At 53.5% G+C, this 21,358-nt stretch carries 19 protein-coding genes; 13 read left to right on the forward strand and 6 right to left on the reverse strand.

Features of this window, described 5'->3' with window-relative positions; translation table 11 throughout:
* Window positions 1–19 precede the first annotated feature (19 nt).
* The gene (locus AC2LB6_RS10940) at window positions 20–967 is read right to left on the reverse strand and encodes a sugar-binding transcriptional regulator (protein WP_010258017.1); all 948 of its coding nucleotides are present in this window, start codon (window positions 965–967) and stop codon (window positions 20–22) included.
* A gap of 195 nt (window positions 968–1,162) precedes the next feature.
* On the opposite strand from AC2LB6_RS10940, the gene dalD reads away from it, so the two are divergent.
* From dalD to AC2LB6_RS10955, 3 genes are read left to right on the forward strand one after another with little or no spacing between them, the layout of a single operon-like run.
* Window positions 1,163–2,551, forward strand: a complete 1,389-nt coding sequence (dalD, locus tag AC2LB6_RS10945; protein ID WP_490093514.1) for a D-arabinitol 4-dehydrogenase — start codon at window positions 1,163–1,165, stop codon at window positions 2,549–2,551.
* Between the two features lie 2 nt (window positions 2,552–2,553).
* Complete coding sequence (gene xylB, locus AC2LB6_RS10950) at window positions 2,554–4,023, forward strand: xylulokinase (RefSeq protein ID WP_490093515.1); 1,470 nt, start codon at window positions 2,554–2,556, stop codon at window positions 4,021–4,023.
* Window positions 4,024–4,050: 27 nt separating this feature from the next.
* Window positions 4,051–5,331 carry an MFS transporter gene (locus tag AC2LB6_RS10955; RefSeq protein ID WP_490093516.1) on the forward strand — a complete coding sequence of 427 codons (1,281 nt, stop codon included), beginning with the start codon at window positions 4,051–4,053 and terminating at the stop codon, window positions 5,329–5,331.
* 33 nt (window positions 5,332–5,364) lie between these two features.
* On the opposite strand, the gene AC2LB6_RS10960 is transcribed toward AC2LB6_RS10955, so the two are convergent.
* Window positions 5,365–6,261: a TIGR01777 family oxidoreductase gene (locus AC2LB6_RS10960; protein ID WP_490093517.1), complete on the reverse strand. Its 897-nt coding sequence runs from the start codon at window positions 6,259–6,261 to the stop codon at window positions 5,365–5,367.
* Window positions 6,262–6,443: 182 nt separating this feature from the next.
* On the opposite strand from AC2LB6_RS10960, the gene yfcF reads away from it, so the two are divergent.
* Window positions 6,444–7,085 carry a glutathione transferase gene (yfcF, locus tag AC2LB6_RS10965; RefSeq protein WP_490093518.1) on the forward strand — a complete coding sequence of 214 codons (642 nt, stop codon included), beginning with the start codon at window positions 6,444–6,446 and terminating at the stop codon, window positions 7,083–7,085.
* A 108-nt stretch (window positions 7,086–7,193) separates the two neighbouring features.
* Entirely contained in the window at window positions 7,194–7,718 is a 525-nt protein-coding gene (gene yfcD / locus AC2LB6_RS10970; protein ID WP_490093519.1) for an NUDIX hydrolase YfcD, read from the forward strand.
* A 110-nt stretch (window positions 7,719–7,828) separates the two neighbouring features.
* Here the strand turns inward: yfcD and pta are convergent, their stop codons facing one another.
* Entirely contained in the window at window positions 7,829–9,958 is a 2,130-nt protein-coding gene (pta, locus tag AC2LB6_RS10975; RefSeq protein ID WP_175501442.1) for a phosphate acetyltransferase, read from the reverse strand.
* Between the two features lie 86 nt (window positions 9,959–10,044).
* Window positions 10,045–11,247 carry an acetate kinase gene (ackA, locus tag AC2LB6_RS10980; protein WP_490093520.1) on the reverse strand — a complete coding sequence of 401 codons (1,203 nt, stop codon included), beginning with the start codon at window positions 11,245–11,247 and terminating at the stop codon, window positions 10,045–10,047.
* Between the two features lie 337 nt (window positions 11,248–11,584).
* On the opposite strand from ackA, the gene yfbV reads away from it, so the two are divergent.
* From yfbV to AC2LB6_RS10995, 3 genes are all read left to right on the forward strand, one after another.
* The gene (gene yfbV / locus AC2LB6_RS10985) at window positions 11,585–12,037 is read left to right on the forward strand and encodes a terminus macrodomain insulation protein YfbV (RefSeq protein WP_008926473.1); all 453 of its coding nucleotides are present in this window, start codon (window positions 11,585–11,587) and stop codon (window positions 12,035–12,037) included.
* Between the two features lie 145 nt (window positions 12,038–12,182).
* Window positions 12,183–12,677, forward strand: coding sequence for a YfbU family protein (locus tag AC2LB6_RS10990; protein WP_061063005.1), 495 nt, complete (start codon window positions 12,183–12,185; stop codon window positions 12,675–12,677).
* Window positions 12,678–12,690: 13 nt separating this feature from the next.
* Complete coding sequence (locus tag AC2LB6_RS10995; protein WP_490093521.1) at window positions 12,691–13,350, forward strand: sugar phosphatase; 660 nt, start codon at window positions 12,691–12,693, stop codon at window positions 13,348–13,350.
* A gap of 29 nt (window positions 13,351–13,379) precedes the next feature.
* On the opposite strand, the gene yfbR is transcribed toward AC2LB6_RS10995, so the two are convergent.
* Together yfbR and AC2LB6_RS11005 are read right to left on the reverse strand one after the other, a co-directional pair.
* Window positions 13,380–13,979 (reverse strand): 5'-deoxynucleotidase, encoded by a 600-nt coding sequence (yfbR, locus tag AC2LB6_RS11000; RefSeq protein ID WP_490093522.1) that lies wholly within the window; start codon window positions 13,977–13,979, stop codon window positions 13,380–13,382.
* 69 nt (window positions 13,980–14,048) lie between these two features.
* Window positions 14,049–15,266: a pyridoxal phosphate-dependent aminotransferase gene (locus AC2LB6_RS11005; protein ID WP_010258051.1), complete on the reverse strand. Its 1,218-nt coding sequence runs from the start codon at window positions 15,264–15,266 to the stop codon at window positions 14,049–14,051.
* Between the two features lie 961 nt (window positions 15,267–16,227).
* Between AC2LB6_RS11005 and lrhA the strand changes: the two genes are divergently transcribed.
* The 5 genes from lrhA to nuoE all read left to right on the forward strand — a co-directional run bounded on the left by lrhA (window position 16,228) and on the right by nuoE (window position 21,357).
* On the forward strand, window positions 16,228–17,151 hold the full coding sequence (lrhA, locus tag AC2LB6_RS11010) for a transcriptional regulator LrhA (protein ID WP_013358575.1): 924 nt from the start codon (window positions 16,228–16,230) through the stop codon (window positions 17,149–17,151).
* A gap of 638 nt (window positions 17,152–17,789) precedes the next feature.
* Window positions 17,790–18,233, forward strand: coding sequence for an NADH-quinone oxidoreductase subunit A (locus tag AC2LB6_RS11015; protein ID WP_010258058.1), 444 nt, complete (start codon window positions 17,790–17,792; stop codon window positions 18,231–18,233).
* Window positions 18,234–18,248: 15 nt separating this feature from the next.
* The gene (locus AC2LB6_RS11020) at window positions 18,249–18,926 is read left to right on the forward strand and encodes a NuoB/complex I 20 kDa subunit family protein (RefSeq protein WP_003854245.1); all 678 of its coding nucleotides are present in this window, start codon (window positions 18,249–18,251) and stop codon (window positions 18,924–18,926) included.
* Window positions 18,927–19,039: 113 nt separating this feature from the next.
* Entirely contained in the window at window positions 19,040–20,839 is a 1,800-nt protein-coding gene (gene nuoC / locus AC2LB6_RS11025; protein ID WP_490093523.1) for an NADH-quinone oxidoreductase subunit C/D, read from the forward strand.
* A gap of 2 nt (window positions 20,840–20,841) precedes the next feature.
* Window positions 20,842–21,357, forward strand: coding sequence for an NADH-quinone oxidoreductase subunit NuoE (nuoE, locus tag AC2LB6_RS11030; RefSeq protein WP_033783731.1), 516 nt, complete (start codon window positions 20,842–20,844; stop codon window positions 21,355–21,357).
* The last annotated feature ends 1 nt before the right edge of the window (window position 21,358 follow it).

A 21,358-nucleotide genomic window follows, 5' to 3' on the forward strand; every position in this document is an offset into this window, starting at 1 on the left:
CTGCATCCATGCTGAGATATCACTTTTGCAGTAGCTTCAGCGCCGTATCCTCATCGGTTACCAGTCCCGATACCCACCCGCCCTGTAATGCGGCACGGATTGCTGGATACTTGCGCTCGCTACCTGCAAAGCCAATAATTTTACGCTGAGTCCGACTTTCCAGTCGCACGCTGGTCAGTAACTCATCTGTTTCCCCCCACACCCGTTCACCCTGCTGATTGAAAAAGTGACCGAGCATTTCGCCCACCACACCGCGCCCATTTAGCGCCTCGACCTGCGCATCTGTGATGAACCCCTCAGCGTTCAAAGGACAGCCCGGCATCACTTCGCCAATCCCCACAAAGGCCACGTCCGCCTGTAATGCGCGATCAATGACGCGCTGGTAAACCTTATGCTGAACCCACATCGCTTTATCCTCTGGCGTGTCAGCGTATAAGGGCGCAGGAATAAAGAAATACTTACCTTGCATCTTTTCGGCCATCTTCAACGGTACGTCATAGCGTGTACCGGAATCATCCCGCGCGATGGCACCAATCATGGAAACGCAATGATGCTGCGGGCGATCAACCCAGGGTAGCGCATCGATCATTGAGCGCAGGGTTTTACCGGAACCAATACCGAACACCTGAGGCGTTTCCTCATTGATGAATTGTGTCATCACCGCCGCGCCCTCTACTGCCAGCATTTGTTGAATAGCTTCATCATTCAGACTGGCCGATGGCACCACGCGGCACAAATCCAGACCAAACTTCGCCTGTACCTCACGCGCCAGCTGCAGGCAGTGAGTGACGGGATGATCAATTTTTACGTTCACCATACCCATTTCACGTGCACTGGATACCAGACGCTGCGCCACCTGTCGTGACAAACCCAATGCCTGCGCAATCTCCTGCTGTGTTACGCCTGCGACGTAATACATCCATGCGGCACGTGCGGCCAGCTCCTGCTTTTTCTCTTCTCTGCTCATCACGATGTTCCGTCGAATTCGAGGGGACATCTTAACGCCGTGCGGGTCGAAAAGCACTAACTGAGCAAAAGCCCTCTATAAGAGCAAAAGTATTATTTGTGACTCAGCTCGCAGAAGGATCGTCGTAATGGGAACTATGCTAAATGTCATCGGGCAAATGCTCTTTAGTGTGGCAAATGTTTAAATGGAGCGATTATGAACAACCAATCAGTGTGGATGCACATCGGTGCAGGATCTTTTCATCGGGCACATCAGGCGTGGTATCTGCATAAACTGCGTGAGCAGGGTGATGAAAGCTGGAGCATCGCGCTTGGCAATATCCGTAATGACGCACTGCCGCTGCTCAATCAGCTCGCGGCGCAGCAGGGAGAATATGTGCTGGAAACCGTGACGCCTGAAGGTAAGCGCGACTACGAAACCATCACCTCGCTGCGCAAAATTTTGCCGTGGGACAGTGATATCAGTGCGTTGATTGAGCAAGGGGCCAGCGCGGAAACGCGTGTAATTAGCTTTACCGTGACCGAAGCGGGTTACTACCTGACACCCGCGTTTACCCTGGATCTCAATCAGGCAGATGTGAAGGCCGATCTGGGTGGCGATATCCGCACCCTCTACGGCGCACTCAGCCGTATTCTGACACAGCGTGTTGCGCAAGGCGGTGCGCCGGTGACGCTGCTGAACTGCGACAATCTGCGGCACAATGGTGAGCGTTTCCGTGACGCCTTCCTGGCGTTTCTGACGGCCAAAGGCGATACCGCGCTGGCCGACTGGGTGCGCACGCAAACCCGGTCACCGAATACCATGGTCGATCGCATTACACCGCGTCCTACTCCGGAGGTGGCAGAACGCGTGCAGGCGGCGACTGGCAAACAGGATGGCGCAGCAGTGATGGCCGAATCTTTTATTCAGTGGGTCATTGAGGATGATTTTATTGCCGGGCGCCCGGCGCTCGAAAAGGTCGGTGTTGAACTGGTGGAATCGGTACTGCCGTGGGAAGAGGCGAAAATTCGCATCCTCAATGCGACACATGCTGCGATTGCCTGGGCGGGCACACTGATTGGTCTGAACTATATCGACGAGAGCACCCGCCATCCGGCGATTTATCAACTGGCTTACGACTATGTGACCCAGGATGTCATTCCCTCTTTGTCTCCCAGCCCGCTTGATTTAGCGGATTATCGTGACGTGGTGCTGGCCCGCTTTGGTAATCCTTACATTAAAGATACCCATCAGCGCGTCGGTGCTGATGGGTTATCCAAAATTCCCGGCATGGTGACGCCAACCCTGCAACAGTGCTACCAGCGCGGTGCGCAGCCCACCGCAACGGCAGTAATTCCTGCACTGTTCTTCCTGTTTATGCAGCGATGGGCTAATGACGATTTACCCTATCGCTATCAGGACGGTGCGCTACAGGTCGATACGCTACGTGAGCAGTTCGCCAGCGCCGATCCGCTCCATGCATACCTGAGTGATAGCGCGCTGTTTGCGGAACTGGCGTCTGATAAGGCGTTTCATGAGTTAGTCACTCGCCGTGTTGCGAGTTTGCAGCAGTGGCTGAAACAGCCTGAACAGGTGGCGGTGTAATTATGTATCTCGGCATTGATATCGGCACCTCAGAGCTTAAAGCGCTGATCATTAATACGCACGGTGAGATTGTGGCGTCTCAGCACGCCACGCTGAGCGTGCAGCGTCCCCATCCCCACTGGGCTGAACAGGATCCTGAATGCTGGTGGCAAGCCTGCAGCGAGGTTCTGGCGGGATTACGTCATCAGTTTCCTCTGGCATGGGCCGCAATTCGCGCTATTGGATTATCGGGACAGATGCACGGGGCCGTGTTGCTGGATGCCGGGGGGAAGGTGCTGCGCCCGTGTATCCTCTGGAACGACACGCGCAGTGCACCGCAGTGTGAAAGGCTACGGAAGAACTATCCCCGGATAGGGGAAATTAGCGGCAATATGATTATGCCCGGCTTCACTTTGCCGAAACTACACTGGGTCGCGGAAAATGAGCCAGACGTTTTTAGCCGCATCGATAAGGTCCTGCTGCCGAAAGATTACCTGCGCTGGCGTCTTACCGGGCGCTTTGTCAGTGAGCCTTCGGATGCTGCCGGAACGCTGTGGCTCGATGTGTCCCGGCGTGACTGGTCGGACGAACTGCTGGCCATCACGGGACTTAAGCGTGCCCAAATGCCTGAACTGGTAGAAGGCAGTGCAATAAGTGGACGCCTGCAGCCGACACTGGCGAGCGAGTGGGGCTTATCTACTGCGGTTACTGTCGCGGGAGGCGGCGGTGACAATGCCGCATCGGCAGTCGGTGTGGGGGCGGTGAATCCCGGTGATGCGTTTATCTCTCTGGGTACCTCCGGTGTGATTTTTGTCGTAAACGAGCGCTTACGGGCTGACCCTCAATTCGGGGTGCACGCCTTTTGCCATGCGTTACCGGGCCGCTGGCACCAGATGTGTGTGATGCTTAGCGCCGCCAGTTGTCTGCGCTGGCTGTGCAATCTGTTGTCGGTCAGTGAAAGCCAGCTGATGGAGGAGGTGGCACAGCTCAGTGATGAGCAAGTGCGTAGCGCCCCGGTTTTCCTGCCTTATCTGTCTGGTGAACGCACACCACATAACGATCCTGACGCCTCCGGTTCTTTCTTCAATCTGCGCCATGAAACGCCGCGCGCCTTGCTGGGCTATGCGGTGGTTGAAGGCGTGGCATTTGGGCTGGCTGATGGGTTGAAGGTGCTCGGCGATGCCAGGGATCACATTCAGCAGTGCAGCCTGACCGGTGGTGGCGCACGTAGCACAGTGTGGGCTCAATTGATTGCCGATGTGCTGCAACTGCCCATTGTTACCCATCCGGCCAGCGCATCTGGCGCGCTGGGTGCAGCACGTTTAGCGTGGCTGGCTGATGGCGGCCTTGAGCATGAGGTGTGTCTGAAGCCGGATGTGCAGGCGCGCTACCAACCGGACGAGACGCGCGGTGCCGTGCTGCAAAAGCGGCTATGTCTGTTCCGGGAACTCTACATCCAGCAACAACAGGTGCGCAGCTTGCTGCCTGCATAACGACTAACCAGACAGAAGGTAATTGTGATGCAATCGAACGAATACTGGTTTGGCTTACCGAAAAAGATGTTCTGGGGCTTCCTCGCTATCGCAATCTTTATGGCGGGTGATGGCTTTGAAATGGCGTTTCTGTCGCGCCATATCACCGATATGGGCTTTACGCCCGCGCAGTCTGCAGTCGTATTCGCCTTCTATGGCTTAGCGGCAGCCCTGGCGGCCTGGGCATCTGGCGTGGTAGCCGAATTGATCACACCGCTGCGCGCGATGATGATTGGTTTTGTGTTATGGATTGTGATGCATACGCTGTTTATGTCGCTAGGGCTTGGCCTGCGTAACTATCCGCTGATGGTGCTGTTCTACGGCATTCGCGGGCTGGCTTATCCGTTGTTTATTTACTCTTTCATGATGATGCTGGTGCAGGTCTTACCGCGCGAAAAACTGGCGGCGGCGACCGGCTGGTTCTGGGCGATGTATTCCGTCGGCATCGGGGTGATTGGCAGCTATCTGCCAAGTCTGGTCATCCCGATGTTGGGGGAAACCGGGACGCTGTGGCTGGCTATTATCTGGGTGGCCTGTGGTGGGATCCTCGCATACTTCAGCCTGCGCAAGGTACCGGTGGATCGCTCTCGTGTGAATTTGCCGATGCGTGACAAGATGACAGAGATGTCGCGTGCCGTGACCATCCTGTTCACCAATCAGCATGTGTTTTATGCCTGCCTGATTCGCATCATCAACACGCTGTCGCTGTTTGGTTTCGCCATTATCATGCCATTGCTGTTTGTCGATCGTCTCGGCTTTACCCTCTCTGAATGGCTACAAATCTGGGCGGTGTTCTTCTTTGTCACTATCTTTACGAATATCATCTGGGGCCTTACGGGTGAGAAGCTGGGCTGGATCCGTCAGGTGCGCTGGTTTGGTTGCCTGGGGATGGCCATCTCCAGCCTGACCTTTTATTATCTGCCGCTGTATGCGGGTCATAACTTCTGGGTCGCATTAATCCCTGCGGTAATGCTGGGAATTTTTGTCGCCGCGTTTGTACCGATGACTGCTGTATTTCCGACGCTGGAACCGCATCATAAAGGTGCTGCGGTCTCGATTTACAACCTCTCCGCAGGACTCAGTAACTTTGTGGCACCGGCTATCGCCTCAGTCATGCTGCCATTCTTCGACATTGTCGGTGTGGTATGGGCCTATACCGGCCTCTACGTGTTCGCTGGCGTGCTGACCTTCATTATTCGTGTGCCACAACCGGGGCATACACGTGAAGAGAAGGTCATGAAGTCGCGTGTAGCAGAGCAGCGTAACTAACTAAACATACGGCGGCCCTGGGCCGCCGCATGTTTATCCTGCGACATCCTGCAGAGCCTCCTGCAAATCGTACCAGCGGAAGCCAAAACCTGACGCTTCCAGCCGCTTTGGCAGCACATGCTGTCCTCCCAGCACCAGTACCGACGATTCGCCCATCATCAGTTTAATGGCGCTGGCAGGTGTGCGCATAAAGGCCGGACGATGCATAACCCGGCCCAGGGTGGCGGCAAACTGCTCGTTACGCACCGCGTAGGGAGCGACCATATTGAACGGACCCCGCAGATCGTCATGATCCAGCAGCCAGATAATGGCGTTCAGCATGTCATCAATGTGGATCCACGGCATATACTGTTTGCCACTGCCGATCGGTCCGCCGATGCCAAGCTTAAAGGGCAGCTTCATTTTGCTGAGTGCGCCGCCCTCAGGCGCCAGCACCACGCCGGTTCGCAGCAGGCAGACGCGGGTGCGTTCGCTTTCAGCCGCGAGCGCCAGCTGCTCCCAACGGGCGCAGAGCTGATGAGTAAACTCATCCTGACCCTGATCCTCCTCCGTCAGCACCAGATCGCCGGTATTGCCATAAAAGCCGGTTGCCGAACCTGAGATGAGTACGGAGGGTGGCGTGGCACTGGCGTTGATCAGGGAGGCGATCTGCTCGGTTATCTGCCAGCGGCTTTCACACAGCTGCTGTTTATGCGGCTCTGTCCAGCGTTTGTCTGCAATGGGTTCTCCCGCCAGATTAATCACCGCATCAATGTTATCCAGGTTCGGCTGTTGCGCCAGTCCTGACCAGAACGCGACATTGTCGCCCAGTTTTTCACGCGCGCTGACCACGTCACGCGTCACCACGCTGATCTGATGCCCCAACTGTTGCAGGCGCGGAATCAGGTGACGGCCAATCAGTCCCGTGCCACCGGTAATTAGAATGTGCATGTTGCGGCTCCCTTGATGTTTTTGTTATTTGCACCTATCAGCATAGAAGAGTGGAGCCACTCTATAGTGAGTCGCGTCGCGCTTTCTTCTTCCGGAGGCAGAGATCGGATCAGCTCAGCGTTGCCTTCGCAAAAAAAAATCGGTAAACATGATGCAACCCTGACAGCCAATTGAGGTAACCGATGAATTATCCGTCCATCACTCTGTGGTCAGATTCATCATTTTTCAGTCCTTACGCCATGTCGGCCTACGTTGCTCTTACCGAAAAAGGGATCCCCTTTCACCTGAAACGCGTCGATTTGTCGCAGAATCAGCAATACGCTGCGGCTTACCGTGAGCTGTCGCTGACATGCCGGGTTCCGACTCTGCAGATTGATGACTTCCTGTTAAGCGAATCCTCGGCGATTACTGAATATTTCGAAGAGCGTTTTCCGGCCCCTGAGTTCGAGAGACTCTATCCACGAGACCGCGAGAAGCGCGCCCGCGCCAGAGAGATTCAGGCCTGGCTGCGCAGCGATTTTTTGTGGATCCGTCAGGAGCGTCCGACAGAAGTGCTGTTTGCCGGTGAAAGCTTTGCGCCGCTGACCGCTTCAGCGCAGCAGGCGGTGGATAAACTCGTTGTGGCTGTCGATCGCCTGTTGCCGGACGGGCAACAGAACCTGTTTGGCGAGTGGTCAATTGCGGATACCGATCTGGCGGTGATGCTTAACCGGCTGGTATTGCATGGCGATCCTTTGCCTGCACGCTTACAGCATTATGCTGAGTTTCAGTGGCAGCGGGCCTCGGTACAGCTGTGGTTAGCAGAAAGTGGTAAAAATCGGTAACAGCCAGGGCTTGCTCAGGCTGGCGTAAGTGATTACCTTACGCCACATAAAAATAACGACGTGGCAAACTGCGTACGCAACTGTACGCCAAACAGGAAAGGGTTACGGATGGTGGATCAAACTGCGGGTGACGGCATCGAGTGGGTCGATATCGTAAACGAAGAGAATGAAGTCGTTGCTCAGGCGACACGTGCGCAGATGCGTGCTCAGTGCCTGCGTCACCGCGCCACCTATATCGTGGTTCATGACGGTATGGGCAAGATTCTGGTACAGCGTCGCACCGAGATAAAAGATTTTATGCCGGGCAAACTGGACGCAACTGCGGGCGGTGTGGTGCAGAGCGGTGAAGATATGCTGGACTCTGCGCGACGTGAAGCGGAAGAGGAGTTAGGGATTGCTGCGGTGCCGTTTGCTGAGCATGGCAAATTCTACTTCGAAGATCAGCACTGTCGTGTCTGGGGTGGCCTGTTCAGTTGCGTGTCACACGGCCCATTCGCCATGCAGGAATCGGAAGTTGATGAGATTATCTGGATGACGCCCGATGAGATCACCGCACGCTGTGATGAATTTACGGACGATTCGCTGAAAGCGCTCTCCCTGTGGATGAGCCGCAACGGTGATAACCGGGCCTGATAACGGCCGCTTTAATGCGCCTGACTGACCCACGGTTAAAGCGAACAGCGTTGTTACTGGCGAAAAAAAGGCATGCTCTGGGGCATGCCTTTTTCGTTCCTGCCAGACGCTTAGCCTTCAGCCTGCTGAGACTGAATGGCGGTCAGGGCGATGGTGTAGACGATATCATCGACCAGCGCACCTCGTGACAGGTCGTTGACCGGCTTGCGCATACCCTGCAGCATCGGTCCGATTGAGATCAGATCGGCTGAACGCTGTACCGCTTTGTACGTGGTGTTACCGGTGTTCAGATCCGGGAAGATAAACACGGTAGCGCGACCCGCAACCTGTGAATCTGGCGCTTTCGATTTCGCCACATCTTCCATGATCGCGGCGTCATACTGCAGCGGACCATCGATCACCAGATCAGGACGTTTCTCCTGCGCAATACGCGTTGCTTCACGCACTTTCTCAACGTCGCTACCCGCACCTGACGTGCCGGTAGAGTAGGAGATCATCGCGACACGTGGATCGATACCAAAGGCGCTGGCAGAATCGGCTGACTGGATAGCGATCTCAGCCAGTTGCTCAGCGGTTGGATCCGGGTTAATGGCGCAGTCACCGTAAACCAGCACCTGCTCCGGCAGCAGCATAAAGAACACCGATGAAACGAGTGAACTGTTAGGCGCGGTTTTGATCAGCTGCAGTGGCGGGCGAATGGTATTAGCGGTGGTGTGGACCGCACCGGAAACCAGACCATCCACTTCGCCGCTTTCCAGCATCATGGTGCCCAGCACCACGTTGTCTTCCAGCTGCTCCTGGGCGACCACTTCGGTCATGCCTTTGCTCTTACGCAGCTCAACCAGACGTGGCACGTAGTTTTCACGCACCTGCTCCGGGTCAACAATCTCGACGCCTTTGCCCAGTACGACACCCTGAGCCGCAGCGACACGCTGGATCTCATCCGGATTGCCTAACAGAACGCAGGTGGCGATACCGCGTTCAGCACAGATAGAGGCGGCTTTAACCGTACGCGGCTCGTCACCCTCTGGCAGTACGACGCGTTTGCCTGCTTTACGCGCCAGCTCAGTCAGCTGGTAGCGGAAGGCTGGGGGTGACAGGCGACGGCTGCGCTCTGAAGTGGCGGTCAGTGACTCAATCCACTCAGCATTAATGTAGCTGGCGACATATTCCTGCACTTTCTCGATGCGCTGCGTATCGTCAGCAGGCACTTCCAGATTAAAGCTCTGCAGGCTCAGAGAGGTCTGCCAGGTATTGGTTTTCACCATAAATACCGGCAGGCCGGTCTGGAAGGCGCGGTCGCAGAGACGGGCAATGCGATCGTCAATCTCGTAGTTACCGGTCAGCAGGATTGCGCCAATCTCAATGCCGTTCATCGCAGCCAGACAGGCGGCGACCAGGACATCAGGGCGGTCTGCGGAAGTCACCAGCAGTGAGCCTGGACGGAAATGCTCCAGCATGTGCGGAATACTGCGGGCGCAGAAGGTGACGGATTTAACCCGGCGAGTCTGAATCTCACCTTCGTTGATGATGCGCGCATCCAGGTGGCGGCACATATCGATCGCGCGGGTGGCGATCAGATCAAAGCTCCACGGCACGCAGCCCAGCACCGGCAGCGGGCTGTCTGAGAACAGCTGCTTAGGGTCGATATTGGCGATGCTGGCTTTTGACGAATCATCGAAGATTTCTGACAGGTCAGGGCGGGTACGTCCCTGATCATCGACCGGCGCGTTGAGTTTATTGATAATCACGCCAGTGATATTTTTGTTCTTCTGACCACCGAAGCTGCTCTGAGTCAGTTCAATGCGCTCTTTCAACTGTGCCGGAGAGTCATTGCCCAGCGCCATCACGAAGACGATTTCCGCGTTCAGGGTTTTGGCGATTTCGTAGTTCAGCGCATTGGCGAACTGATGCTTACGGGTCGGGACCAGACCTTCAACCAGCACCACTTCCGCATCCTGGGTGTTGGCGTGGTAACGGGAGATGATCTCTTCCATCAGTACATCCTGCTGGTTCGATCCCAGCAGTGACTCAACACGTGACATCTGCAGCGGTTCAGCGGCAGGAATCGAGGAGTTCTTACGGATGATGGTGGTGGTTTGATCCGGCGTATCGCCGCCGCTACGCGGCTGAGCAATCGGCTTAAAGACGCTGAGACGAACGCCTTTGCGCTCCATGGCGCGGATAACGCCAAGGCTGACGCTGGTCAGGCCGACGCTGGTGCCGGTCGGAATGAGCATAATTGTACGTGACACGTTTGAACCTCTCAGTAATGGCAGGGTGTCAAAAACAACTCCGTCAGCCTGAGCTGACGGAGAGAAGTGTTTTACGCAGTCAGACGCGCGGCGTCCTGGGCGATGACCAGTTCTTCGTTGGTCGGAATCACCAGCGCCGGGCGGGTGCCTTCTTTATTGATGTAGCCAGACTTGCCGAAACGGGCCGCCAGGTTGCGATCGTGGTCGACTTCAAAGCCCAGCAGCGCCAGTTTTTTCAGTGAGAGCTCACGCACCATCGCGGCGTTTTCACCGATACCACCAGTGAAGACGACTGCGTCAAGGCGGCCATCCATCAGCGCGGTGTAGCTGCCGATATATTTCGCCAGGCGATGACAGAAGACATCCATTGCACGCTTCGCATCTTCTTTGGTGGTGTAGTTATCTTCTACGTAGCGGCAGTCGCTGGTAACTTCGGTCAGACCTAACAGGCCAGACTCTTTAGTCAGCAGTTTATTGATGGCGTCAACGCTCATACCCAGCGTATCGTGCAGGAAGAAGATAATCGCCGGGTCGATGTCGCCGCTGCGGGTACCCATCACCAGGCCTTCCAGTGGGGTCAGACCCATCGAGGTGTCCACGCACTCGCCGTTGCGAATCGCAGAGACCGAACCGCCGTTGCCAAGGTGGCAGGTGATGATGTTCAGTGACTCCAGTGGCTTGTTGAGCATTTTGGCCGCTTCGTGAGTGACATAGAAGTGGCTGGTGCCATGCGCGCCATAGCGGCGAACGCCATGCTCTTTATACAATTTGTACGGCAGCGCATAGAGATAGGACTCTTCCGGCATTGTCTGATGGAAAGCGGTGTCAAATACCGCGACATTCTTATCCGACAGGTGAGGGAAGTTTTTCATCGCTTCATCAATACCGATCAGATGAGCCGGATTGTGCAGCGGTGCGAAAGAGGAGGCGTCTTTGATACCCTGTACCACTTCTTCAGTGATGATGACTGACTGAGTCAGCTTCTCGCCGCCATGAACGATACGATGGCCGATTGCAGCAATTTGTGCCGAAAGCTCAGGTTTTTGTGCCAGAATGGATTTAACGATAAAGTTCAGCGCTTCGCTGTGCGCTGAGCCAGCCCCCAAAGGCGCTTCCTGTTTTTCGCCTTCCAGCTTCCATTTGATGCGGGCTTCAGGAAGATGGAAACATTCCGCCAGGCCTGACAGGAACTCTTCACCGCTGGCAGGATTAAGGATGGCAAACTTAAGGGAAGAGCTGCCACAGTTCAGAACCAGAACTAACTTACTCGACATGGAAGTACCTATTTTTTGAGAGTGGCTAAATAAAACGCAATCAGACTATCAGCGTAGCCCATGAAAGCTGGTAGATTAATGACAAACATCATGCGGTAGACAGAAATGTTCAATTCCGCAAAAAATTCCAGCAATCTTACGCGAAAATTTTAAGATTGCCTTGTCGAAATATGGCTCAGGCCTCTTCCCAAAGGCGCATTCCGCTTCCGAAGAGGTGTTAAAACGGCGTCAGGATAGCTGGAGTCATCTTTAAAGACAAAAATAATTGAAGGTTGTTACGTAAAGTTGTGTCTTTATAACTATTTTTTAATCTTTGCAGTATTAGTTGAGGTGAGCCATGGCAAATGAATCTGGCAGTACCAATTGGTTTCGGATGTTTCAGCGCGGCCAACACTATATGAAGACCTGGCCTGCTGATAAGCGCCTGGCCCCCGTATTCCCGGAAAACCGGGTTTCATCGGCAACGCGTTTTGCCATACGTTTTATGCCACCTCTGGCGATTTTTACGCTGACCTGGCAGATCGCGATGGGCGGTCAGTTAGGCCCAGCTGTGGCGACCGCACTGTTTGCCTGCAGTCTGCCGATGCAGGGGCTGTGGTGGCTGGGCAAGCGTTCAGTGACGCCATTGCCACCAACGCTGCTTAACTGGTTTCATGAAGTGCGTACCCGGCTGGAAGAAGCGGGGCAGGCGATAGCGCCGGTTGAAGGCAAGCCGACTTATCAGGCACTGGCCGATCTGCTAAAGCGGGCGTTTAAACAACTCGACCGCACTTTCCTCGACGATCTCTGATCCATCCCGGGCTGGCGGTAAAATAATTACCGCTAACCTGCGGCCAAATCAAAAAAAGGCGATACGGCGATTTCCGTGTCGCTAACGCTGTGCAATCATTTCTTCATTGTCGATTAACTGAGCGGTCTCTGACCGGGAGTAAATGATGGAAATGACCCATGCACAGCGTTTGATTCTTACCAACCAGTACAAAATGATGGCCATGCTTGAGCCAGAAAATGCTGAACGCTTTCGCCGTTACCAGACCATCATCGAACGTGGCTATGCGCTGCAGATGCGTGAGCTGGATAAAGAATTTGGCGAACTCAGCGAGGCGATCTGCAGGACGGTGATTGACATCATGGAGATGCATCACGCTCTCCATGTCTCCTGGTCGAATCTGAAAGATAAAGGTCAGCTGGAAGAGCGCCGTCTCGCCTTTCTGGGCTTTGATGCGGCAACCGAAGCGCGCCTGCTGGGCTACGTCCGTTTTATGGTTAATACCGAAGGGCGTTATACCCACTTCGATTCCGGCACCCATGGTTTTAACGCACAGACCCCGATGTGGGAAAAGTATCAACGCATGTTAGCTTTGTGGCAGACTTGTCCGCGCCAGTACCATTTAAGTGCAAACGAAATTGCGCAAGTGATTAATGCCTGATGAGGAGGAGTGCGTGACCTACAGAGGTTTTCTATTTGATTTAGACGGCACGCTGGTGGATTCACTGCCAGCGGTTGAACGAGCCTGGAGCCAGTGGGGTGCCCGTCATGGCATCGCCGCTGATGAGATCCTGGATTTCATCCATGGCAAACAGGCGATTACCTCTCTGCGTCATTTCATGGCAGGCCAGTCGGAAGAGGCTATTCAGGCGGAGTTTGTCGCGCTGGAGCAGGCTGAAGCGGCGGACACCGACGGTGTGCAGGCCCTGCCAGGTGCCAACGCACTGCTGAACCGGCTGAACGAGTTGCAGATCCCCTGGGCAATTGTCACCTCAGGCTCGGTGCCGGTTGCTCATGCTCGTCATAAAGCCGCAGGATTACCGAAGCCTGCCGTGTTCATTACTGCTGAGCAGGTGGCGAAAGGCAAACCTGAGCCCGATCCCTATTTGCTTGGCGCGGAAAAACTGGGGTTAGCGGCGACGTCGTGCGTGGTGGCAGAAGATGCCCCCGCCGGAATTTTATCTGGCCTTAACGCGGGCTGTACGGTGATTGCTATCAATCCCCCAGCGGAGACGCCACGGCTGGATGAAGTGTCGCTTAAGCTCGAATCACTGGCGTCGCTGGTGGTTACCCGCGAATCTGACGGCGGCTTTACCTTTAGTCAGCAGGATTAAGGGTCGGCCCGGCGGCCAGACCGTCGGGCTTATAGTGGCGTATCCTGCGAGATCTCATCCAGCGACAGGCTGAAGCTCGGAATGAACACCTCAACGAAATAATCCATCTCCGGCGAACGTCGCTGCGCCAGGGTCTTTTCCAGCCGCGCTTTGGCCAGTAAAAATTCGTTATTTCCGGCAGACAACTCCTCAAGACACTTTACATAGGCACAGAGCGCATCCGCCTGTTTCACAACGGCCTGCTCCTCTTTGCTATGCAGATGCTCATCAATCAACGGGCGATAGATTGCCTGAAATTCTTCCGGCAGCATCTCAATCAGCTTCTGCTGGGCAATCTTCTCGATTTTTTTATATTCGTGGGCGATCTGCGCGTTGTAATACTTAACGGGCGTGGGTAAATCGCCAGTGAGCACTTCGCTGGCATCGTGATAAAGCGCCAGCATGGCAATGCGATCGGCGTTAAGTGACCCGTTGAACTTAAGGTTTTTAATCACCGCCAGGGCGTGCGCCACCATGGCGACCTGCAGGCTGTGTTCAGAGACATTTTCTGTGCGCACATTGCGCATCAGCGGCCAGCGATTGATCAGCTTAAGACGGGAGAGGTGAGCAAAGAAGTGGCTTTGTGTCATGAGCGTTCCTGTTGGCAGGCAGGGGAGAGACAGGCTCTCCCCAAATAGCGTCAGTATACGCGGGCAGGATTACTGACGATAGCCTTGCAGGAAACGACCAAATTTATTAATCGCCATCTCCAGATCATCGACGCGCGGCAGCGTAACGATGCGCAGGTGATCGGGCCAGGGCCAGTTAAAAGCACTGCCCTGAACCAGCAACACTTTCTCCTGTAACAGGAAATCCAGCACCATCTTCTGATCATCGAAAATGTTAAATTTTTTGGCATCAATTTTAGGGAACATGTAGAGCGCGCCCTGCGGCTTCACACAGCTTACGCCAGGAATATCGTTGATTAACTCCCAGGCGCGCTGGCGCTGTTCGTAGAGACGACCGCCAGGCATAATAAATTCGCTGATGCTCTGATAGCCGCCCAGTGCCGTCTGAATCGCATGTTGCGCCGGTACGTTGGCACACAGGCGCATCGAAGCGAGCATTTCCAGCCCTTCGATATAACCTTTTGCATGTTTTTTCGGCCCGTTCAGTACCATCCAGCCCTGACGGAAACCGGCCACGCGGTAGGTTTTGGAGAGGCCATTGAACGTTACAGTCAGCAGATCGGGTGCCAGTGCAGCGATACAGTGATGCTGTGCGTCGTCGTAGAGGATCTTGTCGTAGATCTCATCGGCGAAAATGATCAGATTATGCTGACGCGCAATTTCAACCACCTCTAGCAACAACTCTTTGCTGTAAACCGCACCGGTAGGGTTATTAGGGTTGATAATCACGATGCCGCGTGTACGAGGCGTTATCTTGCTGCGAATATCATCCAGGTCCGGGAACCAGCCTGCTGACTCGTCACACAGATAGTGCACCGCTTTGCCGCTGGAGAGGGAAACCGCAGCCGTCCATAAAGGATAGTCGGGTGCCGGCACCAGCATTTCATCGCCGCTGTTCAGTAGCGCCTGCATCGCCTGCACGATGAGTTCTGAAACACCATTGCCAATGTAGATATCTTCTACCGTGACATCGCGCATATCGCGAGCCTGGTAGTGCTGCATGATCGCCTTACGGGCGGAATAAAGACCCTTAGAGTCACAATAGCCCTGAGAGCTGGGAAGATTACGAATGACATCGACAAGGATCTCATCCGGTGCTTCGAAACCAAACGGCGCCGGGTTGCCGATGTTCAGCTTCAGAACTTTATTACCTTCTTCTTCGAGGCGTTTAGCCTCTTTTAATACCGGGCCACGGATGTCATAGCAGACGTTATCGAGTTTTCCGGATTTATCAATTTGAAAAGTCATTGTTACCGCCTTATGGGCAGAATCCTTTTGGCTGCCACAGAAATCGAACCAGCACAATGTACTCTCCTCACGGTCACAAAAGAAGGGTGCCGCCCCGTTTTGGCGGGTTCAACAACTTTTTGTACAGTGCACAGCGTAAAAAATAATGGTTATAGCCGGAAGTGGTCAATAATCCCATAAATAAGATTGAAAGCAGTATTTTAACTTGTCCAAAGCGCTGCTGAGCCAACATCTGGCTCTGACATTATGAAAGCTATCTGGAAGTTATCGAAATAGAACTTTTCTGTGCGCCTGAAATATACCCTTAGAGAAATAGTTAAAGGATATTTTATAAATGTTCATTTATTGGACGATTTTATAACGTGCGTAATGATTACGCCTTAACGCTGCTTAAGAGTGCCGCGTTTAAGGCCTTGTGATCGCCGGAAAAGTGCCGAATGCTGAGTTTCAAATGGCATCTTAATCACAGGATTATGAGCACTACTTAACACTTCCTTCCTAAATTTCAGGACGCTGAAGTCTTAAAAAGTGATCAATAATGTGGCATAAGGGTTCGGAAATGCCTTTAGCACAAAATTTACAGCGCTTTTCACAAAATCATTTCCATTTTGAAGTCAAAAATGATTAAGTATAATTTATTATTTAGTGCACTTAGCCGCTTCGTCTAAGTAGCCTTTAAAGTGCGATTTTTATCGTGCCCGTTTCTTTCTGACGGGAATAAGACAACTACGCAGCTTCCTGCATTCGCGCACCCAGCGCCATCGGTTAAGAAGTTGTATCTGTCTTGATAGCACTTTGACCCTTACAGGTGAGTCAACAGTGCAGGTTCCACATAAACTTTTTTTTGTGTCAGTCTTCACACAGGACTGTCATTGAGCACCATTACTGCTTATCACTTTGATAAGCTTGTAATAACACCAGGGTAGTAGTTCGTAAAAATCTTATAAGTGAAGAAAAAAACATGACTAATGCAAATCGTCCGATACTGAATCTCGACCTCGATCTGCTGAGAACCTTCGTTGCCGTTGCGGATTTGAATACCTTTGCAGCTGCTGCTGCAGCGGTCTGCAGAACCCAGTCAGCAGTCAGTCAGCAGATGCAGCGTCTGGAACAATTGGTAGGTAAAGAGCTGTTTGCCAGACATGGACGTAATAAGCTGTTAACAGAGCACGGGATCCAGCTTTTAGGCTATGCCAGAAAAATTCTTCGTTTCAACGACGAAGCCTGCACATCTCTGATGTACAGCAACATTCAGGGCGTTCTGACCATTGGTGCCTCTGATGACACCTCTGACACTATTCTGCCGTTCCTGCTAAACCGGGTGACCTCGGTTTATCCGAAACTGGCAATCGATGTGCGGGTTAAACGTAATCCATTTATGATGGAAATGCTCAATCAGGGTGAAGTGGACCTTGTTGTGACCACGTCCAGCCCGGGCAATTTCACCTATCAGGTCCTGCGTACCTCACCAACGTTGTGGTACTGCGCCGCGGACTACATTTTCCAGCGCGGCGAAGCCATTCCTTTGGTGCTGTTGGATGAGCCAAGTCCTTACCGTGATATGGCTATTGATCATCTCAATGAAGCCGGCATTCCATGGCGTATCTCCTACGTCGCTTCCACACTGGCTGCAGTACGAGCCGCGGTGAAGGCGGGTCTGGGCGTAACTGCTCGTCCTGTAGAGATGATGAGCCCGGAACTACGTGTGATGGGGGCGGCTGAAGGCCTGCCGGTTCTGCCGGATACACAGTATCTCCTGTGCCGTAACCCAGACAGCGATAATGAGCTGGCACTGGCTATCTTCAATGCCATGCAGTCTACCAATGATCCGTATAACCTGAGCAACAATCCAGACGGTACATTGCTGCTGGATGACGAAGAGTAATTTCGCTAACGTGTTGTGCTCAACATCCGCGTCATTGCCTTAACAAACGCTTATAAATAAGCCTCTCATTCCCTGAACAGAACGAGAGGCTTTTTTTATCTCTGACCCCTAAAGTCTCTTCCTACCTTCCACTCTCCTTGATGTAAAACCCTCACTGAATTTCACTCGTACACAAACTGAAATCTGCCATCCGGATGAATGAAGCATCTGTTCCGGATTGCGGTTTGATGTGGAGAAATTTAACGCAAAAAGGGCAAAAGTGTGTTCTGGATCAAAAAAATACCCCTGATAAGGGGAAGGAAAACAGAGTCATACCTGTCAAAATATGTTTGTTAAATGCACGATCCATGCGTGTGAATACCCGCTACACTAAAATTAACCCTACAGACTGAAGCGATTTAGCTGGAAAGCGGGGCATCATTTGTTAATAATATGATGCAGGTGTGAAATAATGTTTGGATACTTTTGTCAAAGTTGACAAAAGGTTATAGAAAGGAGTAAAAAACCCCATTAAATAGCTGTTTATTACGTAATAACAGCGACATTTAAAAGGTTTTTACCCTTCCCTTGAATCGATGTGGTCAGTTTGCTGCGGGAAACGCGTGCAGGATGCCAGCGCCACTTTTGATGAGTAAGCAATGAGTATGTCAACTACCACCGAAATCATCGCTCAGCACTGGGCGTTTATCGTATTTATCGTTATTGCCTTTGGCCTGTGTGCTTTCATGCTGACCGGAGGATGGCTGCTTGGCGGCAGAGCGCGCGCCCGCTACAAAGACACGCCATTCGAATCGGGCATTGAATCCGTTGGTGATACTCATATCCGCCTGTCGGCGAAATTTTATCTGGTTGCGATGTTTTTCGTCATCTTCGACGTCGAAGCCCTCTTTTTATACGCATGGGCGACTTCAATCCGTGAAAGCGGTTGGATCGGCTTTGTGGAAGCCGCAATTTTCATTTTGGTGCTCCTGGCGGGTCTGGTCTATCTGGTACGCATTGGCGCACTGGACTGGGCTCCGGCTCGCCGTCGCGTAGTGGTGAAAACTACTACGGTCAGCCACACCAATCCTCATAAGCAGTAAAAGAGAGGCAATAAGATGGACTATACGCTCACCCGCATAGACCCGAACGGTGGTGAGAACGACCGTTATCCTCTGCAAAAGCAGGAAATCGTCAGCGATCCGCTGGAGCAGCACGTTCATCGCAGCGTTTACATGGGCAAACTCGAAAATGCCCTGCATGACATGGTGAACTGGGGACGTAAAAACTCCCTCTGGCCTTATAACTTTGGCCTGTCCTGTTGTTACGTTGAGATGACAACATCGTTTACCGCGGTCCACGACGTGGCACGTTTTGGTGCTGAAGTAATGCGCGCCTCGCCACGTCAGGCGGATTTTATGGTTATCGCCGGTACGCCGTTTACCAAAATGGCCCCGGTTATTCAGCGTTTGTACGATCAGATGCTGGAACCAAAATGGGTGATCTCCATGGGTGCCTGCGCCAACTCGGGCGGCATGTATGACATCTATTCGGTGGTGCAGGGCGTCGATAAATTCCTGCCGGTAGATGTCTATATTCCTGGCTGCCCGCCACGTCCTGAAGCCTACATGCAGGCCCTGCTGCTGTTGCAGGAGTCGATCGGCAAAGAGCGCCGTCCGCTTTCATGGGTTGTCGGCGATCAGGGCGTTTACCGCGCCAACATGCCTTCAGAGCGTGAAAGAAAACGCGGCGAGCGCATCGCAGTCACAAACCTGCGCAGCCCGGACGAAGTTTAAAACCGTATGGATGGAAAACAGCGCCTGCAGCAGAACATCACAATTTAATGCATGGCCCCATCCTGACGCCTTCATTTGAGTGCCTGAGACCAGGCCGGAATGGTGAGTAACGTATGACAGATTTGACCACGCAAGATCTCGCTCAGCCTTCATGGCAAACCCGTGATCACCTTGATGACCCGGTGATCGGCGAGTTGCGTAACCGTTTTGGGCCGGATGCCTTCACTGTACAGCCAACCCGCACCGGCATTCCGGTGGTCTGGGTTAAGCGTGAACAGATACTGGAAATTACCGAGTTCCTGCGTAAATTACCTAAGCCTTACGTCATGCTGTATGACCTGCATGGCGTGGATGAACGTTTACGTACCCACCGTGAAGGCCTGCCTGCGGCGGATTTTTCCGTTTTCTACCACCTGCTATCGATCGAACGCAACCGCGACATCATGCTGAAGGTGGCACTCTCTGAAAACGATATGCATCTGCCGACCCTCACCCGTCTTTTCCCGAATGCCAACTGGTATGAGCGTGAAACCTGGGAGATGTTTGGTATCACCTTTGATGGTCACCCGCATCTGACGCGCATCATGATGCCGTCGACCTGGGAAGGCCATCCGTTGCGTAAAGATTACCCAGCGCGCGCCACCGAATTCGATCCGTTTACGCTGACCAAACAGAAAGAAGATCTGGAGATGGAAGCGCTGACCTTTAAGCCTGAAGACTGGGGCATGAAGCGCAGCACCACCAACGAAGACTTCATGTTCCTGAACCTCGGGCCTAACCACCCGTCGGCGCACGGTGCGTTCCGCATCATTCTGCAGCTGGATGGTGAAGAGATTGTCGACTGCGTGCCTGACATCGGCTATCACCATCGTGGTGCCGAAAAGATGGGCGAGCGTCAGTCGTGGCACAGCTACATTCCTTACACTGACCGCATCGAGTACCTCGGCGGCTGCGTAAACGAAATGCCTTACGTGCTGGCGGTGGAAAAACTGGCCGGTATCGTCGTGCCCGATCGCGTCAACGTGATCCGCGTAATGCTCTCTGAGCTGTTCCGAATCAACAGCCATCTGCTCTATATCTCGACCTTTATTCAGGACGTCGGTGCCATGACACCGGTGTTCTTTGCCTTTACCGATCGCCAGAAAATCTATGATGTGGTTGAAGCCATTACCGGTTTCCGTATGCATCCGGCCTGGTTCCGCATCGGCGGCGTGGCGCATGATCTGCCGCGTGGCTGGGAACGGCTGCTGCGTGACTTCCTGGACTGGATGCCGAAGCGCCTGAAGGAATATGACAAAGCCGCACTGCGTAACACCGTGCTGATTGGTCGTTCTAAAGGCGTTGCTGCGTACAACATGGAAGAGGCACTGGCGTGGGGCACCACCGGTGCCGGTCTGCGTGCCACGGGTCTCGACTTTGATGTGCGTAAATGGCGTCCATACTCAGGCTACGAAAACTTCGATTTCGAAATCCCGGTCGGCGATGGTATCAGCGATGCTTACAGCCGTGTTCAGCTGAAGATGGAAGAGATGTGGCAGTCGCTGCGTATTCTTGAGCAGTGTCTCAACAATATGCCAGAGGGGCCGTTCAAAGCGGATCACCCGCTGACCACGCCGCCACCGAAAGAGCGTACGCTGCAGCACATTGAAACGCTGATCACCCACTTCCTGCAGGTTTCGTGGGGACCGGTTATGCCAGCCAATGAATCGTTCCAGATGATTGAAGCGACGAAAGGGATCAACAGCTACTACCTGACCAGCGATGGCAGCACCATGAGCTACCGCACCCGCGTGCGTACGCCGAGCTTCCCGCATCTGCAGCAGATTCCTTCAGTAATCCGTGGCAGCCTGGTATCCGACCTGATCGTATATCTGGGTAGTATCGATTTTGTTATGTCAGACGTGGACCGCTAATTATGCACGATCAACACATTGCCATTAAAACGATCGACCCTAACGAGGTCTTCGTGCTGAGCGCGGAAGAGCATCACGCCATTGAGCACGAAAAACACCACTACGAAGATGCGCGTGCAGCCTCGATTGAAGCGCTGAAGATCGTGCAGAAACAGCGCGGCTGGGTACCAGACGGCGCGATCAACGCGATTGCTGAAGTACTGGGTATTCCGGCGAGTGATGTTGAAGGTGTGGCGACGTTTTACAGCCAGATCTTCCGTCAGCCGGTTGGCCGTCATGTTATCCGTTACTGTGACAGCGTGGTCTGTCACATCACCGGTTATCAGGGCATCCAGTCCGCACTGGAGCAGCAGCTGAATATCAAACCGGGTCAGACGACTGCCGATGGCCGCTTTACGCTGCTGCCGACTTGTTGTCTGGGCAACTGCGACAAGGGCCCAACGATGATGGTGGATGAAGACACGCATGTGCATCTGACGCCGGAAGGCATCCCTTCTTTGCTGGAGCAGTATCAATGAC

It is taken from the genome of Pantoea sp. RCC30.1 (assembly GCF_058148845.1).

Bases quoted from the DNA above. Each gene is read 5' to 3' on its own strand.
- xylB (WP_490093515.1), top strand. From the start codon at position 2,554: ATGTATCTCGGCATTGATATCGGCACCTCAGAGCTTAAAGCGCTGATC.
- yfbV (WP_008926473.1), top strand. From the start codon at position 11,585: ATGGCAAATGAATCTGGCAGTACCAATTGGTTTCGGATGTTTCAGCGC.
- yfcD (WP_490093519.1), top strand. From the start codon at position 7,194: ATGGTGGATCAAACTGCGGGTGACGGCATCGAGTGGGTCGATATCGTA.
- AC2LB6_RS10960 (WP_490093517.1), bottom strand. From the start codon at position 6,261: ATGCACATTCTAATTACCGGTGGCACGGGACTGATTGGCCGTCACCTG.
- nuoE (WP_033783731.1), top strand. From the start codon at position 20,842: ATGCACGATCAACACATTGCCATTAAAACGATCGACCCTAACGAGGTC.
- AC2LB6_RS10955 (WP_490093516.1), top strand. From the start codon at position 4,051: ATGCAATCGAACGAATACTGGTTTGGCTTACCGAAAAAGATGTTCTGG.
- AC2LB6_RS10940 (WP_010258017.1), bottom strand. From the start codon at position 967: ATGAGCAGAGAAGAGAAAAAGCAGGAGCTGGCCGCACGTGCCGCATGG.
- pta (WP_175501442.1), bottom strand. From the start codon at position 9,958: ATGCTCATTCCGACCGGCACCAGCGTCGGCCTGACCAGCGTCAGCCTT.
- lrhA (WP_013358575.1), top strand. From the start codon at position 16,228: ATGACTAATGCAAATCGTCCGATACTGAATCTCGACCTCGATCTGCTG.
- yfbR (WP_490093522.1), bottom strand. From the start codon at position 13,979: ATGACACAAAGCCACTTCTTTGCTCACCTCTCCCGTCTTAAGCTGATC.
- ackA (WP_490093520.1), bottom strand. From the start codon at position 11,247: ATGTCGAGTAAGTTAGTTCTGGTTCTGAACTGTGGCAGCTCTTCCCTT.
- dalD (WP_490093514.1), top strand. From the start codon at position 1,163: ATGAACAACCAATCAGTGTGGATGCACATCGGTGCAGGATCTTTTCAT.
- AC2LB6_RS11020 (WP_003854245.1), top strand. From the start codon at position 18,249: ATGGACTATACGCTCACCCGCATAGACCCGAACGGTGGTGAGAACGAC.
- yfcF (WP_490093518.1), top strand. From the start codon at position 6,444: ATGAATTATCCGTCCATCACTCTGTGGTCAGATTCATCATTTTTCAGT.
- AC2LB6_RS11005 (WP_010258051.1), bottom strand. From the start codon at position 15,266: ATGACTTTTCAAATTGATAAATCCGGAAAACTCGATAACGTCTGCTAT.
- nuoC (WP_490093523.1), top strand. From the start codon at position 19,040: ATGACAGATTTGACCACGCAAGATCTCGCTCAGCCTTCATGGCAAACC.
- AC2LB6_RS11015 (WP_010258058.1), top strand. From the start codon at position 17,790: ATGAGTATGTCAACTACCACCGAAATCATCGCTCAGCACTGGGCGTTT.
- AC2LB6_RS10990 (WP_061063005.1), top strand. From the start codon at position 12,183: ATGGAAATGACCCATGCACAGCGTTTGATTCTTACCAACCAGTACAAA.